The organism is Cloacibacterium normanense (assembly GCF_002943105.1).
GTDB lineage: Bacteria > Bacteroidota > Bacteroidia > Flavobacteriales > Weeksellaceae > Cloacibacterium.
In genome coordinates, this window is the sequence record NZ_PTPZ01000003.1 from 48795 (window position 1) to 65023 (window position 16229).

General features: G+C 33.5%; 14 protein-coding genes. 8 read left to right on the forward strand and 6 right to left on the reverse strand.

The window, feature by feature from the left end; translation table 11 throughout:
• Window positions 1-4: 4 nt before the first annotated feature.
• Both C3729_RS05695 and C3729_RS05700 read right to left on the reverse strand, forming a co-directional pair.
• Window positions 5-637: an alpha/beta hydrolase gene (locus tag C3729_RS05695; RefSeq protein WP_104793276.1), complete on the reverse strand. Its 633-nt coding sequence runs from the start codon at window positions 635-637 to the stop codon at window positions 5-7.
• Between the two features lie 298 nt (window positions 638-935).
• Window positions 936-2144 carry an aminotransferase class I/II-fold pyridoxal phosphate-dependent enzyme gene (locus C3729_RS05700; protein ID WP_104793277.1) on the reverse strand — a complete coding sequence of 403 codons (1209 nt, stop codon included), beginning with the start codon at window positions 2142-2144 and terminating at the stop codon, window positions 936-938.
• Between the two features lie 199 nt (window positions 2145-2343).
• Here C3729_RS05700 and C3729_RS05705 point away from each other — a divergent pair, with 199 nt between their 5' ends.
• Window positions 2344-2802 (forward strand): Lrp/AsnC family transcriptional regulator, encoded by a 459-nt coding sequence (locus C3729_RS05705; RefSeq protein WP_104793278.1) that lies wholly within the window; start codon window positions 2344-2346, stop codon window positions 2800-2802.
• Window positions 2803-2889: 87 nt separating this feature from the next.
• Here the strand turns inward: C3729_RS05705 and C3729_RS05710 are convergent, their stop codons facing one another.
• The 4 genes from C3729_RS05710 to C3729_RS13360 form a co-directional block, all read right to left on the reverse strand.
• Window positions 2890-3645: an acyl-CoA desaturase gene (locus C3729_RS05710; protein WP_104793279.1), complete on the reverse strand. Its 756-nt coding sequence runs from the start codon at window positions 3643-3645 to the stop codon at window positions 2890-2892.
• A 118-nt stretch (window positions 3646-3763) separates the two neighbouring features.
• Window positions 3764-5059 (reverse strand): tyrosine--tRNA ligase, encoded by a 1296-nt coding sequence (gene tyrS / locus C3729_RS05715; protein ID WP_104793280.1) that lies wholly within the window; start codon window positions 5057-5059, stop codon window positions 3764-3766.
• A 140-nt stretch (window positions 5060-5199) separates the two neighbouring features.
• Window positions 5200-6087: a DPP IV N-terminal domain-containing protein gene (locus C3729_RS05720; protein ID WP_165785729.1), complete on the reverse strand. Its 888-nt coding sequence runs from the start codon at window positions 6085-6087 to the stop codon at window positions 5200-5202.
• Window positions 6088-6205: 118 nt separating this feature from the next.
• On the reverse strand, window positions 6206-6337 hold the full coding sequence (locus tag C3729_RS13360) for a hypothetical protein (protein WP_260204479.1): 132 nt from the start codon (window positions 6335-6337) through the stop codon (window positions 6206-6208).
• Window positions 6338-6675: 338 nt separating this feature from the next.
• Between C3729_RS13360 and C3729_RS05730 the strand changes: the two genes are divergently transcribed.
• The 7 genes from C3729_RS05730 to C3729_RS05760 all read left to right on the forward strand — a co-directional run bounded on the left by C3729_RS05730 (window position 6676) and on the right by C3729_RS05760 (window position 16182).
• The gene (locus tag C3729_RS05730) at window positions 6676-7452 is read left to right on the forward strand and encodes a LuxR C-terminal-related transcriptional regulator (protein WP_104793283.1); all 777 of its coding nucleotides are present in this window, start codon (window positions 6676-6678) and stop codon (window positions 7450-7452) included.
• A gap of 629 nt (window positions 7453-8081) precedes the next feature.
• Complete coding sequence (locus tag C3729_RS05735) at window positions 8082-8630, forward strand: RNA polymerase sigma factor (RefSeq protein WP_104793284.1); 549 nt, start codon at window positions 8082-8084, stop codon at window positions 8628-8630.
• 81 nt (window positions 8631-8711) lie between these two features.
• Window positions 8712-9578, forward strand: a complete 867-nt coding sequence (gene lipA, locus C3729_RS05740; protein WP_069797157.1) for a lipoyl synthase — start codon at window positions 8712-8714, stop codon at window positions 9576-9578.
• 74 nt (window positions 9579-9652) lie between these two features.
• Window positions 9653-10909, forward strand: a complete 1257-nt coding sequence (locus C3729_RS05745; protein ID WP_104793285.1) for a CinA family nicotinamide mononucleotide deamidase-related protein — start codon at window positions 9653-9655, stop codon at window positions 10907-10909.
• Window positions 10910-11058: 149 nt separating this feature from the next.
• A complete protein-coding gene (locus tag C3729_RS05750) occupies window positions 11059-11721 on the forward strand; it encodes a head GIN domain-containing protein (protein WP_104793286.1) in 663 nt (220 codons plus the stop codon).
• Window positions 11722-11822: 101 nt separating this feature from the next.
• Entirely contained in the window at window positions 11823-13910 is a 2088-nt protein-coding gene (locus C3729_RS05755; protein ID WP_104793287.1) for a M13 family metallopeptidase, read from the forward strand.
• Between the two features lie 271 nt (window positions 13911-14181).
• On the forward strand, window positions 14182-16182 hold the full coding sequence (locus C3729_RS05760; protein WP_260204492.1) for a M13 family metallopeptidase: 2001 nt from the start codon (window positions 14182-14184) through the stop codon (window positions 16180-16182).
• Window positions 16183-16229: the final 47 nt, after the last annotated feature.

Here is a 16229-nt window from a genome sequence, read left to right on the forward strand (position 1 = left end):
TTTTTTATGATTTAAAGAAATTAATTAAATCCATGTAATTTTTTTGATTCACGCCATGTCCGTTCATGTATTCTCTAAAAGTGAAAAATGCACCCAGTTCATACAAGAAATCTGCTGCTTTTCTTCCCCAATCTAATGGGATTACAGCGTCTTCGGTTCCATGAGAAATAAAAAATCTAAGATGCTGAATTTCTTTTTTGCCTTTAATGTTTTTAAGGATTTTAGGTTCTGGATAAGCACTTAAACAAGCTATTTTATTGAAAAATTCCGGGTAAGTAAGCGTCATAGCATACGTAAGAATTCCGCCTTGTGAAAATCCCATCATATTGGTTTTTCCTTCTAACTGATAATGATGTTTTAGGTTGTCAATAGATTTCATAATCGCTTTCATAGAATCTACCGCCTGTTCTACATCTATAAATTTTTCAGCATCGTTAAAATCAATGTCGTACCAAGAAAAACCATTGTAGTCGGTCATTTTTGGAGCTCTATAACTCACGATAATCCAATCTTCTGGTAAATCATGACGAAAAGAAAATAAATCTTCTTCATTACTTCCATAACCATGAATCATCACCAAGAGTTGAGAATTTGGCGTAATATTTTCGGGTTCTCTTACGATAAATTGTAAATCCATATTGCAAAGATAATTTTTTAAATTTTGATAAGGAGCAAGACGTTTTGTAAATTCTTTCAAGTTCAGTCCAGCTTTCCGCTACAATCTTTTTTCAAGAAAAAAGGATTTACGCTTCAATCTGGGCTATAAACTGGCTTCCGTTTCTTTTCACTTTACCAATATTTTGCCAAATAAAAAAAAACTGACACAAGGTCAGTTTTATAAATTATCAAAATTATTTTTCTAGATGAATGAAAATGGACATTGCGTTCCTACGGAACGAAAAATCACCTAATTATCGCATCATCACATCGCCAAATTATCGCATCAAAATCCCCACTTTTACCATACAAGTTTTCATTTTTTGGTAAGTTCTTTCAATGTCATGGTCTAAACCAATTGAAAATCTAATCAATCCATCAGAAAGTCCCATGGAAATTCTCTCTTCTTCAGGAATTTCAGATGAGGTAGAACTTCCGCTGCAAGAGAATAATGTTTTGTAAAAACCTAAACTTACAGCAAGGTAACCCAAGTTTTCCTGTTGCATCATTTCCATTAATTCATTGGCTTTGTCTACGGTTCCAGCGTCTAAAGTTAATAACCCGCCAAAGCCATATTCTTGGTGCATCATAGACTTCATGAGTTCATGATTTCTGTGAGATTTTAAACCAGGATAATTTACTTTCAGACCGTCTTTTTCGAATCTTTCGGCGAGATAAATTGCGTTTTCGCTGTGTTTTTTCATTCTGATGTGCAAAGTTCTTAGGTTTTTCAAAATACTTGCCGAACGAAAACTGTCCATAGTTGGACCGAGAAGCATACAACTTCCGTTATTTACATTTTTAGTATCGTCTATAAATTGTTGAGAAGCGCAATAAACGCCGCCCACTGTATCGCTGCTTCCGTTAATAAATTTTGTTAAACTGTGAATCACAATATCTGCACCTAATTGTATAGGCGAAATCTGCAACGGAGAAAATGTATTGTCTACAATTAATTTTAAATTATGTTTTTTACAAATTTCAGATAGTTTTCTCAAGTCTGCTACTTCCAATAAAGGATTGCTTACGCTTTCGCAATAAATCACCTTCGTATTAGGTTTGATGGCGTTTTCTATCGCTTCAAAATTATTAATGTCTACAAAGCTTGTCTCAATGTTAAAAGGAGGCAGGAAGTTTTTTAAGAATGCGTAAGTTCCACCATAAATCGTTCTTGCTGAAACAATGTGGTCGCCACTTTTACAAATTTGAAGTAGGGTAGAAGTAATCGCGCCCATTCCAGATGCAGTAACATTCGCCGCTTCTGTTCCTTCCATTTTTGCTAACGCTTGAGCTAAATATAAATTCATCGGAGATGAATGTCTTGAGTACAAATAGCAACCTTCTGCATTGCCTTCGAAAGTATCGAACATGGTTTTTGCAGATAAAAAAGTGTAGGTAGAACTGTCAGAAATTGAAGGGTTTACTCCACCAAATTCCCCGAAATATTGTAAGTCTTGAATTGCATTTGCTGCATCGAAATTTTCCATAATATTTAATGTTAATGTAAGAAATTTTCCGTCCTTTAGGATTGAGGAAAAGAAAATTTCTGGTAATAAAATTCTAATAATTCCAACTTTTTTACAATGATTATTTTTAATTATAGAAAATAAATCTACTTAAATTTAAATTATTAGAAAAATTTATGATTATATTTGATTTTTGTAAACTTTTTCCAAAAAATAATCTATGGAACTCGACTCAATTGATAAAAAATTGCTCTACTTTCTTCAGGAAGATAGCAAACAAACAACTAAAGAATTGTCTCACAAGTTAGATTTGTCTGTGACAGCAGTTTATGAACGCATCAAAAAATTAGAAAAGCAAGGTGTTATTTCTAAATATGTAGCGCTGATTGATAAACATAAAGTGGAGAAAAATTTCATCGTGCTCTGTCATGTGAAATTAACGCAACACAAAAAAGAATACGTGTTACAGTTTGAAAAAGAGATTATGACTTTGCCAGAAGTAACGGAATGTTTTCACGTGAGTGGCGATTACGATTATATCTTAAAAATCTGTGTAAAAAACATGGAAGAATACCGAGATTTTATGGTTAAAAAACTCACTACTTTACAACATATCGGCTCTACACACAGTTCTTTTATGATTGCCGAAGTGAAAAATACTACAACGATTGAGGTGTAGAAAAACCTTCAAGGATTCAAAATCCTTGAAGGTTTGGTTAGAGAAAAAAAACACGCAAATCTCTGCGTGTATTCTATTTTGTAAATTTTAGATTTCTCTTTTTGGAGTGGCCATCACTCGGTTCATTTTAATCCAACCTAATTTCTCTAAGAGCAACATAATCATGTAAGTCACATCTATTTCGTGCCATCTCACGCCACCGAAATTAGCTCTTCCCCCGAATTTATGATGATTGTTGTGATAACCTTCGCCAAGCATTAGCCAATCAAAACGGAATAAATTTTTAGAAGTGTCGTTCACTTTGAAATTTACATAACCGTAAATGTGACCAAACCAATTGATAATCATTCCGTGAATTGGAGCCATTAAAATAGCGATAGGTAATAATAGCCAATGCCACCAATATTCAGCAAAAATAATAAAGAAGACGGTGTAGAAAGCTCCCCAACCAATTCTTGAGTACCATGAACTGGCAAACTTATCGAATGATTTCCATTGAGGAACGTTTTTCGTGAATTTTTCTTCAATGGCAATTTTTTGCTTATTGATTTGTTGGTAAACATTTTTCGTTCTCCACATCATTGCCAGTGGATTTGGGTCGTATTTTGGAGAATGCGGGTCTTTTTCTGTATCGGCAAAAGCGTGATGCATTCTGTGCATTACACCATAACCATACGCTGAAAGATAATTAGAACCTTGGGTAATCCAAGTAAGAATAAAACACAGTTTTTCACCAAATTTAGACATGGTGTAAGTTTGATGCGCTGCGTAACGATGAAGGAAAAAAGTTTGAAAAAATAGTCCTGAATACCATAGGACGATGATGAAAATAATAATAACCATTAATAAGAATTTATAAAGGCACAAATGTAGACATTTGAAAACCGAATGATAACAAAAAACACGCTCTAGAGCGTGTTTTATAATTTATTTAACTATGCAAAGCGTTGTAAATTTAATTTTAGACCGCTTTTACAATAAAATATTGTTTTTTACCTTTTTGAAGGAGTAAAAATTTACCGTCAATTAAATCTTTTTCGGCAGCTACGAAATCGTCTTTTACTTTTTCTTTGTTTACAGAAATAGCATTTCCTTGTAATTCGCGTTTTGCTTCGCCTTTAGATTTTAGGAAACCAGATTTTTCTGATAATAAATCGATAATGTTGCTTCCTAAAACGTTTGATTTTGCTACTTCAGCTTGCGGAACTCCATCAAAAATCTGTAAGAATAATTCTTCGTCTAAGCTTACCAAATCTTCGGCAGTACTTCTTCCGAAAAGAATTTCAGAGGCTTTTAATGCCTTTTCGTATTCTGCTTTTCCATGAACCCAAACTGTAACTTCTTCAGCTAATTTTTTCTGCAATTTTCTCTCGTGTGGAGCAGTTTGGTGTTCTTCAACCAAAGCTTCTATTTCTTCTTTTGGTAAGAAAGTATAGTATTTAATGAATCTTTCAGCATCTACATCAGAAGAATTTAACCAAAATTGGTAAAATTTATACGGAGAAGTTCTTTTGGCGTCTAACCAATAATTTTCTCCCGCTTCAGATTTCCCGAATTTAGAACCATCAGCTTTTGTAATCAACGGAACAGTTAATGCATAAGCTTCACCTTGTGCTTTTCTACGGATTAATTCTGTACCTGTGGTAATGTTTCCCCATTGATCAGAACCTCCCATTTGTAGTTTTACACCGTTATTTTTGTATAAATGTAAGAAGTCGTAACCTTGTAATAATTGGTAGGTAAATTCTGTAAAACTCATTCCGTCAACTCCAGCTTCGCCAGAGAAACGTTTTTTCACAGAATCTTTCGCCATCATATAATTTACGGTAAGGTGCTTCCCTATATCACGCACGAAATCCAGAAAGGTAAAGGTTTTCATCCAATCGTAATTGTTTACCAATTCCGCTTTATTTGGTTCGTTTCCTTCAAAATTTAAAAATCTGGAAAGTTGCCCTTTTATACAATCTACATAATGATTAAGCGTAGCTTCGTCTAATAAATTTCTCTCCGAAGATTTACCAGAAGGGTCGCCAATCATACCTGTTGCACCACCAACCAGAGCAATAGGTTTATGACCGTGTTGCTGAAAATGTGCCAAAACTTTTATCGGAATTAAACTCCCAATGTGAAGTGAATCTGCGGTAGGATCAAAACCAATATAAGCAGTCGTCATTTCCTTATTCAGTTGTTCATCCGTTCCGGGCATCATATCAGCGTACAAACCGCGCCATTTTAGTTCTTCAATAAAAGCGTTCATTTTCTTAAAAATTTTGAATGGCAAAGATAGGAAATTTGCGCGAAGTAGGAAGTTGGAAGTTTTTTAGATTTTAAATTCTTAATTAAATAAAAATCCCACATTGTGAAAATGTAGGATTTGTGATTTGATATGAAAATATTTTAAAGATTTGGAATAAGTCTCCAAATGTCAAAATTATCCCAACTTCTTTTTGTATCGCTATTTCCAGCATTTGAACTGAAATAGATAGATCCATCAACTCCAAAAGATGGTGTAGCATTCCAGGTATTTCCTGTGGTAAGTTGTTTTACATTTCCTCCATTTACATCCATCAAGAAGATATGAGATGAGATTTGTGTTCCTGATTTATTTTTTTCTCGTTTACTGAATACAATCCATTTTCCGTCTGGCGCGTATTTAGGATGAACATAATCAAAATCTCCACTAGTTAGTTGAGTTTGCTGACCAGTTTCCAGATTGTAGATGAAAATTTGAGAAAAGTTACCCACTTTTTTACTAAAGAGGAACTCTTTATTATTTGGGTGTGGATTCGGAGAATCTCCAGCTCCTAATAACGTAAAATTTAATCCGCTAGGATCCATAGTGCAAAGTTGATAGTCTGTTCCTATTTTAGTGCTAAATAATATTTTATTAGTTGCTTTTAAAAAAGAAGCAGAATAATCATCATCACCATTAGAATTAGCAGACACATAATTTATTCCTCCTTGGTCAATTCTGGATTTTGCAATTACTGGTTTAGAAGGTACAGCATAAGTAAAGTAGAATCCTTTACTGTCTGCCATCCAAGAGGGGAACATGCAACCTTCTGTAAGTAGTGGAGTAGTTCCTTGTGTGCCAATAGTTTTAAGATCTATGTGAGATCTTTTAGAGCCAGTTTGGCTAGGGTCTATCGTGTGGTATAGTAATTTTTTTCCGTCTGGACTAAGAACTGGAAAGAAATTTTGTAAATTATCATCAGTTACTCTTGTAAGTTCCTTAGCATCTGGAGTAACTGCTGGAGCTAGGTCTACTTGAATAATACTAGTCATTTTTTTTGCGCCACAATTGTGGAGAATCAGCGAAAAAACGAGTATGCTAAAAGCAATTTTAAAAAAAATAATTTTCTTCATAGTCTTTTGTTTAAATGTTTTTTTATTTCTAAGTAATTTAATTTGTTCTTACTGGTCCTGCAGCACTTCCAGATGAATTGTTAGGATTGTTTTTGTTAGAGTTGTTTTTCATTTGCTCATTGAGCATATTTAAATAATTACTTCTTTGGTTCACACTGTTTTGTGGCACAGCACAATTTTGTAAACAGGTAATTATTAAGTATAACGCAAGTGATAGTTTTAAGGAATTGAGGATTTTCATACTTGTTGTTTTATTTTGATAGAAAAATGAGAATTAAGTAGAATTAAGATATAATTTTCACAAAGTTGGCTGTTTTGATTTCAAAAAAAAATACCTAATAGTAGGTATTTTTATAATTAATTTTTCACTAATAAGACAATTTTATTATATTTATATTAAGTTTATTGTTTTTATATTGATTAATTATTATGTTTTTTATTGAAATGGTGATTGGGTTTCATTTTTAATTTCGAATATATAATTTAAAGTTTTTATACATCACGACTATGGCAAAAGAAATAATTAAATTTGATGTCATGAGAAAAACTTGGAATAAAATTTCAAAATTTCATGATGGTTTAGACGGTTCTAATTTTGAGCTTGAAGTATATAAAAAAATGTTTAATTTGTTTCATTTTGGGCATTACTATTACTATATTTTCAATGCTGCTACTGCAACTATAGAATGGATGAGCGAAGAAGTTAAGGATGTTTTAGGTGTTTCTGAACCCATTACTGCAGAATATATTTTTGAAAATATTCATCCTCAAGATAGAAAACGATTTATAGAACATGAGCATGCTGTTACGAAATTTTTTGAGCAATTGCCTCCAGAAAAAGTACTCAAGTATAAAGTAACTTATGATTATCGTTTAAAAGATTTTTTTGGGAACTATAAATGGATTCTTCAACAAGTTGTAACCATTCAGAGTGATGAAAATGGAGCGGTGATAAGAACTTTAGGAGTTCATACCGATATTTCATATTTAAAAAGAGATAATAAACCCTCGGGACTTTCTTTTTTAGGATTAGAAGGAGAGCCTTCGTATTATAATGTTGCTGTAGATAGGCTTATTTTTATTCCTTCTGATGAAATTTTCACTTCTAGAGAAAAACAGATACTCGAACTCGTTGTACTAGGCAAAAGTTCAAAAGAAATCTCACAAAAATTACATATTTCAAAGTATACAGTAGATACACACCGAAAAAACATTCTTGCAAAATCTGGTTGTGAAACAGTTCCAGAGCTTATTGCAAAAGCTATTCAGGAATCTTGGGTGTAATTTTATGAGCACACGGTTCTGTATTTATTCACTTTCAGACACGCTTTCCGCACTCGCTTTTTAATTTTTTTTGCCAACGCTCAATCCTCAAAAAAATTAAAAGAGCTCAAACAATGCTCCAATCGTGGCTAAAATTCACGGGCAGTTTTTCTTTTCAATTTTCTTAAAGTTTGTTTATTCAAACCTTCCAGGATTTTAAATCCTTGAAGGTTTAATTAATTTGAGAACAATCGACGCTCGTGAAGTTTATATTGAGCTTATCGAAATGCTCGCGCCAGAAAAATTAAAAAACGGTTCCAGAGGAACCAAATGTGTGTAATAAAAAATTACTAACAAAATTAAAGCGTTCCGTAGGAACGCAATGTTTTTTAGCATTATTAAGACATAACGTTCCTACGGAACGCAACAGCCAATACAAAATAATTTCTATTACACAAATATCGTTCCTATGGAACGATTTTTAAACTAGAAAATTTTACGTTTTCAACTTTGAAAATAACCGACGCTCGTGAAGTTTATATTGAGCTTATCGAAATGCTCGCGTCATAAATCTTATAGACAAAATCTAATCATTTTTTACTTGGCTCTTTTTATTTGGCTCTTACAAAATCCTTATCTTTGCATTTGCAATGGAAAAACCAGAACTTTTACAGCTCATCTTTTTGGCTAAAGAGAAGAATCAGAAAGCACAAACGAAACTGATTAATCAATTTTGGACAGACGTTTTTTCTTTTGTGATGAAAAAAGTTCATGATGAAAACGCCGCAGATGAATTGACGGTTTCGGTGTTTTCTAAAGTATTGGCAAAATTAGATTTGTATGATGAGAATTTTCAGTTCAAAACTTGGGTTCTTACCATCGCTCAAAACACAGTAATTGATTATTGGCGTAAAAAAAATCGAGAAACCGAAGAAACAATGGACGGTTTTCAGGATTTTAAAAATCAATTCGAAAAATCTCCTGAAGAAATTATGATTTCTGTGCAGGAAGAGAAAAAAATCATTGATGCAGTTGCCAAAATGGATCACAATTATCAAAAAATTATCCATTTGAGATTTTTTGAAGAAAAAACCATCAAAGAAATTGCAGAAGAACTCAATCTTTCTGTTGCCAATACCAAAGTAAGAATTATGAGAGCCAAAAAAGTTTTGGCAGAATTGTTAAACGAAAACGAGTAAAATCTCTCGCTGATTATACCAGATTGAGCAGATGAAAATCAGCCGAATCAGCTTAATCTGCGAGAAAAATTTTAGATATTTATGGAAAATCAAATTCAAGATACCACTACCAATAAACCAAAATGGATTCGAGTAAAACTTCCTACAGGAAAAAATTACAGAGAACTCAGAACATTGGTTGATAAATATAAACTGAACACCATTTGTCAAAGTGGTTCTTGTCCTAACATGGGAGAATGTTGGGGAGAAGGAACCGCCACTTTTATGATTTTGGGAAATATCTGTACCAGAAGTTGTGGATTCTGTGGTGTAAAAACAGGAAAACCGCTTGATGTAAATTGGGATGAACCCGAAAAAGTAGCACGTTCAATCAAATTAATGAAAATAAAACACGCCGTTTTGACTTCGGTTGATAGAGACGATTTGAAAGACATGGGTTCTATAATTTGGGCAGAAACAGTAAATGCAGTGCGCAGAATTTCTCCGGGAACGACTATGGAAACGTTGATTCCAGATTTTCAAGGAATTCATAAACACATTGATAGATTGGTAGAAGTAGCGCCAGAAGTGATTTCTCACAATATGGAAACCGTAAAAAGATTAACCAGAGAAGTGAGAATTCAGGCGAAGTACGAGCGTTCTTTAGAAGTTTTAAGATATTTAAAAGAAGCGGGACAAAACCGTACCAAAACAGGAATTATGCTCGGTTTGGGCGAAACGAAAGAAGAAGTTTTTGAAACCATTCAGGATGTGAGAAATGCGAATGTAGATGTAATTACGATTGGGCAATATCTTCAGCCAACTAAAAAACATTTGCCAGTAAAACGTTTCGTAGAGCTAGAAGAATTCGAAGAATACAGAATTTTCGCAGAACAGTTAGGTTTCCGTCATGTAGAAAGTTCACCTTTGGTGAGAAGTTCTTATCATGCAGAAAAACATATTCATTAATTGAGTTACGGGATTCGAGTTATGAGATTCGCATTTGGTAACTCGGAACTCGGAACTCGAAACTCGAAATTTTTATGAAAAACGCTGTCCTTATTACGATAGGAAACGAGGTTCTGTCTGGAACTACAGTAGATACTAACTCTAATTTTATTGCAAAAGAATTATCAAAAATTGGGATTTCTGTTTCGCAGATTTTTACCATTTCAGATGAAATAGAAATTATTAAAAATACATTACAATCTGCCTTTCAATTGACTGATTTGGTGATTACAACAGGCGGACTTGGCCCGACTAAAGATGATAAAACCAAGAAAGCTTTTTGTGAATTTTTCAATGATGAAATCGTTTATGATGAAGAAACTTTTCAGCATCTGAAAACCAGATTAGAACGCATTGGAAGGTTAGAAATCATCGAAAGAAACAGAGAACAAGCCATGATTCTTTCAAAAGCTAAAGTTTTCCAAAATCACAACGGAACTGCACCGAGTTTGATGGTAGAAGATAACGGCAAAATAGCGATTTGTCTTCCCGGTGTTCCTTATGAAGTGAAACCTCTAGTGAAAGACCAAATTATTCCTTACTTACAAAAAGAATTTGAATCTAATTTTTTGAAAATTAGAACCGTTTCTGTGGTGAATTATCCAGAAAGTTTATTGTCTGATGCTTTAGAAGAATGGGAGCTGAATTTGCCTGAAAATTTTTCACTTTCGTATTTGCCAATCGCCAATAGAGTGAAGTTGAAATTAACGGCTTCAGGAAAGGATTTAGACGTTTTAGAAAATCAATTAGAAGAAGAGATTTCTAAAATAAGACCATTGCTGAAAGCACATATTATTTCTGAAAATGGTGATAAAATAGAAGAAATCTTACACGATTTTTTAATTTCTAGAAACTTGACGATTTCTACCGCCGAAAGTAGTACTGGTGGAGAATTATCACACTTAATTACAAGTGTTTCTGGAAGTTCTAATTACTTTTTAGGTGGAATTTGCACGTATCAAACGCAGAAAAAAACGGAAATTTTAGGTGTTTCACAAGATTTAATTCAAGAAAAAAGGGTGGTTTCTGCAGAAGTTGCTGAAGCGATGAGTTTGGGTTGCCAGCAATTATTTAAAACGGATGTTGCACTTTCTACCACTGGAGTTGCAGGACCTAATTCAGATGAATTTAATTCAGAAATCGGCACTGTTTTTTATTCGATAAGAGTAAAAGATTTTGAAAAGACTTTCAGATTGTATCTTCCTCATTTAGAGCGTAAAGATTTTATGAATTTTGTTTCGCAGAAAGTTTTGCAGGATTTAATTCAAATTTTAATTCAAGAAAATCTTTAAAAATCGCCTTTCTCATGTAATAAAATGGCGCAAACAATTGTTATATCTTTAAAATAATATAGAATGAAATCGCCATGATGAAAAAAAAAATCAAACATCAATGAATGTTCAGCGATTCCATAAGACCTTAAAAAAATAAATATCTATTTATGAAAAAAATAATTTTTAGTTTCCTAGTTCTTTTGGTTCAGGTAGCTTATTCGCAAACTTCCAAAAATTTTGGAGATTTCAGCGCAGTAAAGGTTTATGATAGAATTAGTGTAACCCTTGTAAAATCCAGCGAAAATAAAATTCAGGTAAAAGGTGATGATCCAGATGTGGAAATTGTCAATAAAAATGGGGAACTCAAAATCAGAATGATTCCTACTAAGCTTATGCAAGGCGACAAAGCTGAAGTGACTGTTTTTTATGAAGATATAAACGAAATTCAAGCTAGTCAAGGTTCTAAAATCACTTCTGATGTAACTATTGATAGCAAAATGCTCAGCATTACTTCCAACGAAGGTTCTACGCTAAATTTACAGGTGGACGTGAATTTATTAAACTCTAAAGCCAATTCTGGTGGAATTATTAATGTGTCTGGAACTGCCGAAATTCAAGATGTTTTGGTGAATTCTGGCGCACAATTTTACGGGAGAGATTTAGATTCTGAAACCGTTACCATCACTGCAAATGCAGGTGGATTTGCAGAAGTAAATGCCTCTAAAATCCTTAATGCCACAACTAGAGCAGGCGGAAATATAGACGTCTATGGTTCTCCAAAAGACAGAAATACCAAAAATGTTTTAGGCGGAAAGATCACTTTCAAATAAATAAATCGAAGCCAGAGTTTTAAACTTTGGCTTTTTTGATTTTAAAACGTAACAATTTCTTATAAATTTGTACTTATTCATCATTAATTAATCATATATACATGAAAAAAATATCAATCGCTGTGTTGGCTTTTTCAGGAATGCTCATTTTAGATTCTTGTGGCACTCAGAAACAAGCAACTACAGAACCTACATCTGCTCCAATCGAAGAATTAAAACCAGCAGAACTTCCAGAAAACGGAATTGCCATTGAACTGATGGACAAATCTGTTCGTCCGCAAGACGATTTTTACAACTATGTAAACGGAACTTGGATGAAAACGGCTCAGATTCCTGCGGATAAAGCAAGCTGGGGAAGTTTCAATGAATTAAGAGAGAAAACTGACCTTAATTCTCTTAAAATTTTAGACAATTTATTGAAAGAAACTTATGCTAAAGGAACTGAAGGTCAAAAAATTCAGGATATTTATGCTACTTACATGGATATGGATAAGCGTAATGCAGACGGAATTGCTCCTATTAAAGGTGATTTAGCGAAAATTGATGCCATTAAAACCATGGCAGATTTACAAAAATATTTAGTAGAAGCTACCAAAACTGGAGATAATCCATTTTATGGATGGGGAGTTTATGCAGACCTTAAAAATTCTACGGATAATGCAGTTTACATGGGAGATGTAAACCTTGGTTTAGGAAGAGATTATTATCAAAAAGATAATGAAGAAAACACTAAAACCATCGGTCAATACAAAGATTATTTAACCAAATTATATACAGTTTTAGGTTATAAAAATCCTGAAGTTGCTGCCCAAAAAGTAGTTGACTTTGAAAAAACTGCCGCTCAAACTTTAATCCCTAATGAAAAAATTAGAGATTCTAATCTTCAATACAATCCGAAGACGTTGTCAGAGTTAAAATCTTTAGTGAAAAATGTAGATTTACCATCTTATCTTAAAAACGCTGGTGTAAATACAGACAGAGTAATCATCGGTGAATTAGAGTATTATAAAAATTTAGATAAATTTTTGAATGCTAAAAATTTACCATTCATCAAAGATTTCTTAAAAGTGAAATTATTGAACGGAAGCGCTTCTGTTTTAGACCAAAAATTAGACGATTTACAGTTTGATTTCTACGGAAGAACTTTGAGTGGACAAAAAGAACAACGCGCGATGAACAAACGTGCACTTTCTACCATTAATGGTGTTCTTGGTGAAGCTTTCGGGAAATTATATGTAGATAAATATTTTACTGCCGAAGCAAAAGCAGAAATGATAACTTTAATTGATTATCTTAAAAAATCTTACGTTCAGCATATTTCTAATCTTTCTTGGATGAGTGATGAAACCAAAACGAAAGCTTTAGATAAATTATCAAAATTCACGGTAAAAGTAGGTTATCCAGATGAGTGGAAAGACTATTCTAAATTACAAGTGCTTTCTAAAAACGAAGGTGGAACATTATACGGAAATCTTAAAAACGTAGCAGATTGGGCTTATCAAAAAGAATTAGATAAAGTAGGAAAGAAAGTCGACAAAAAAGAGTGGGGAATGACTCCTCAAACGGTAAATGCTTACTACAACCCAGTAAATAACGAAATCGTTTTTCCAGCTGCGATTTTACAAGCGCCTTTCTTTGATTTCAAAGCAGATCCTGCCGTGAATTTTGGAGGAATCGGAGCGGTAATTGGTCACGAAATTTCTCACGGTTTTGATGATTCTGGTGCGATGTTCGATGGAGATGGAAACCTTAAAAATTGGTGGACTGATGCTGATAAAAAGAACTTCGAAGAAGCGACTAAAAAATTAGCAGAACAATACAGCAAATATGAGCCAGTAAAAGGAACTTTCGTAAATGGTTTATTTACCAATGGCGAAAATATTGCAGATTTAGGTGGAGTTGCTATTGCTTATGACGCACTACAAATGTACCTTAAAGACAAAGGAAATCCAGGATTAATCAGTGGTTACAACCAAGATCAAAGATTTTTCTTAAGTTGGGGAACCATTTGGAGAACTAAATCTACAGAAAAATACATGATTAATCAGGTGAAAACAGATCCGCATTCACCAGGTTTATACAGAGCTTTTGGTCCGTTGGTAAATGTAGAAGCATTCTACAACGCATTCGAAGTGAAAGAAGGTGACCAACATTATAAAAAACCAGAAGAAAGAATTAAAATCTGGTAAGAAACCAAATTTTTCTCAACATAAAAACCTCAAAACCACAGAATTTTCTGTGGTTTTTTATTATTTATGAAGTCTATTGAAACAAATTCAAATTTTTATCAACTAATCATAATAAAACTGATGATTTTATTAAATTTGAACAATTAATAATGAACTATATAAGTAATCGCCGTGCTGAAAAATACAAACATCAAAGAATGTTCAGCGATTGCATATGACCTTTAAAAAAAATAATAAATAACTTCATATGAAAAAGGAACCTTTTCTAGTGATGGCTGCAGCTGCTGTGCTTACAGTAAGTTCATGTGCATCACAAAAACAATTACCAGAAAACGGAATTGCTCTTCAATTTATGGATACTTCAGTTCGTCCACAAGATGATTTCTTCACTTATGTAAACGGAAACTGGGTAAAAACAGTAGAAATTCCTTCGGACAAAGCAAGTTGGGGAAGTTTTAATGAACTTCGTGAGAAAACAGACGAAAACTCTTTAGCCATTTTGAATAATATTTTGACAGAGAAATATGCAGAAGGAACTGAAGGCAAAAAAATTCAAGATTTATACTCTTCTTTCATGAATTGGGACAAGAGAAATGCAAACGGAATTAACCCAATTAAAGCAGATTTAGCAAAAATTGACGCGATAAAAACGGTAGCAGATTTACAAAAATATTTAGTAGAAGCTACACCAAATGGAGATAATATTTTCTACATGTGGAGAGTAGGAGCAGACCTTAAAGCGTCTAATGATAATGCAATTTATCTTGGCGGTCCAGCTTTAGGTTTAGGAAAAGATTACTATCAAAAAGAAAACGAAGCCAATACCAAAACTCTTGCAGAATACACCAAATATGTTTCGAGCATGTTGACTGTTTTGGGGTATCAAAATGCAAATGAAACTGCAGCTAAAATTGTAGATTTAGAAAAGAGATTGGCTAAAACTTTATTAACCAACGAAGAAGGAAGAGATGCCAATAAGCGTTACAATCCTAAAACTGTTTCAGAACTTTCTGGTTTGGTTAAAAATGTAGATTTAGCAGGATATTTAAATCAAGTTGGCGTAAAAACCGATAGAGTAATTCTTGGTGAACTAGGATATTTTAAAAACTTTGATGCTTTCGTAAACGAAGCGAATCTTCCATTGTTAAAAGATTACATGAAATACCACATGCTTTCTGGAAACGCAGGAGTTTTAGACAAAAAACTAGACGATATGCGTTTTGATTTCTACGGAAAATTCCTTCAAGGTCAAAAAGAACAACGTGCTATGAACAAGCGTGGACTAGAAGTAGTAAATGGTATTTTGGGTGAAGCTTTTGGTAAATTATATGTAGAAAAATATTTTCCTGCAGAAGCAAAAGAAGAAATGGTAACCATGGTAGATTATCTTAAAAAAGCTTACCATGACCATATTTCAAACCTTGATTGGATGAGTGATGAGACTAAAGTGAAAGCATTGGATAAATTATCAAAATTCAAAGTGAAAATCGCTTATCCAGATAAGTGGGAAGATTATTCTAAATTAACGGTAAGTCCAGATTCATATTTCCAAAACAGACAAAACATCACGACTTGGAATTATGAGAAAAATTTAGAAAAAATTGGTAAAAAAGTAGATAAAACTAAATGGGGAATGACTCCTCAAACCGTAAACGCATATTACAGTGCTTCTAATAACGAAATCGTTTTCCCTGCTGGAATTTTACAAGCGCCTTTCTTTGATTTCAAAGCAGATCCTGCAGTAAATTTTGGAGGAATTGGAGCGGTAATCGGTCACGAAATTTCTCACGGATTTGACGATGGTGGTTCTAGATTTGACGGAGATGGAAATCTTAACAATTGGTGGACAGACGAAGACAGAAAGAAATTTGAAGCCGCTACTGCGAAGTTAGATGCTCAATATTCTGCTTACGAACCGGTAAAAGGAAGTTTCGTAAACGGTAAATTTACCATGGGCGAAAATATTGCAGATTTAGGTGGTGTAAATATTGCTTTTGATGCACTTCAAATGTATCTTAAAGACAAAGGAAATCCAGGTAAAATCAGTGGATTTGACCAAAATCAAAGATTTTTCTTAAGTTGGGCAACTGTTTGGAGAACCAAAGGAACTGAGAAATTCTACATCAACCAAGTGAAAACAGATTCGCATTCTCCAGGAATGTACAGAGCATTTGGTCCGCTGGTAAACACAGAAGCTTGGTATAAAGCATTTGGAGTAAAAGAAGGAGACAAACATTACAAAAAACCAGAAGACAGAATTAAAATCTGGTAAAAGTATAAAGTAGGGATTGAGAAGCTTCATCCTGCTTTCGCTACTCG

Bases quoted from the DNA above. Each gene is read 5' to 3' on its own strand.
- C3729_RS05745 (WP_104793285.1), top strand. From the start codon at position 9,653: ATGAAAAACGCTGTCCTTATTACGATAGGAAACGAGGTTCTGTCTGGA.
- tyrS (WP_104793280.1), bottom strand. From the start codon at position 5,059: ATGAACGCTTTTATTGAAGAACTAAAATGGCGCGGTTTGTACGCTGAT.
- lipA (WP_069797157.1), top strand. From the start codon at position 8,712: ATGGAAAATCAAATTCAAGATACCACTACCAATAAACCAAAATGGATT.
- C3729_RS05710 (WP_104793279.1), bottom strand. From the start codon at position 3,645: ATGGTTATTATTATTTTCATCATCGTCCTATGGTATTCAGGACTATTT.
- C3729_RS05695 (WP_104793276.1), bottom strand. From the start codon at position 637: ATGGATTTACAATTTATCGTAAGAGAACCCGAAAATATTACGCCAAAT.
- C3729_RS05705 (WP_104793278.1), top strand. From the start codon at position 2,344: ATGGAACTCGACTCAATTGATAAAAAATTGCTCTACTTTCTTCAGGAA.
- C3729_RS05735 (WP_104793284.1), top strand. From the start codon at position 8,082: ATGGAAAAACCAGAACTTTTACAGCTCATCTTTTTGGCTAAAGAGAAG.
- C3729_RS05720 (WP_165785729.1), bottom strand. From the start codon at position 6,087: ATGACTAGTATTATTCAAGTAGACCTAGCTCCAGCAGTTACTCCAGAT.
- C3729_RS05730 (WP_104793283.1), top strand. From the start codon at position 6,676: ATGGCAAAAGAAATAATTAAATTTGATGTCATGAGAAAAACTTGGAAT.
- C3729_RS05750 (WP_104793286.1), top strand. From the start codon at position 11,059: ATGAAAAAAATAATTTTTAGTTTCCTAGTTCTTTTGGTTCAGGTAGCT.
- C3729_RS05760 (WP_260204492.1), top strand. From the start codon at position 14,182: ATGGCTGCAGCTGCTGTGCTTACAGTAAGTTCATGTGCATCACAAAAA.
- C3729_RS05700 (WP_104793277.1), bottom strand. From the start codon at position 2,144: ATGGAAAATTTCGATGCAGCAAATGCAATTCAAGACTTACAATATTTC.
- C3729_RS05755 (WP_104793287.1), top strand. From the start codon at position 11,823: ATGAAAAAAATATCAATCGCTGTGTTGGCTTTTTCAGGAATGCTCATT.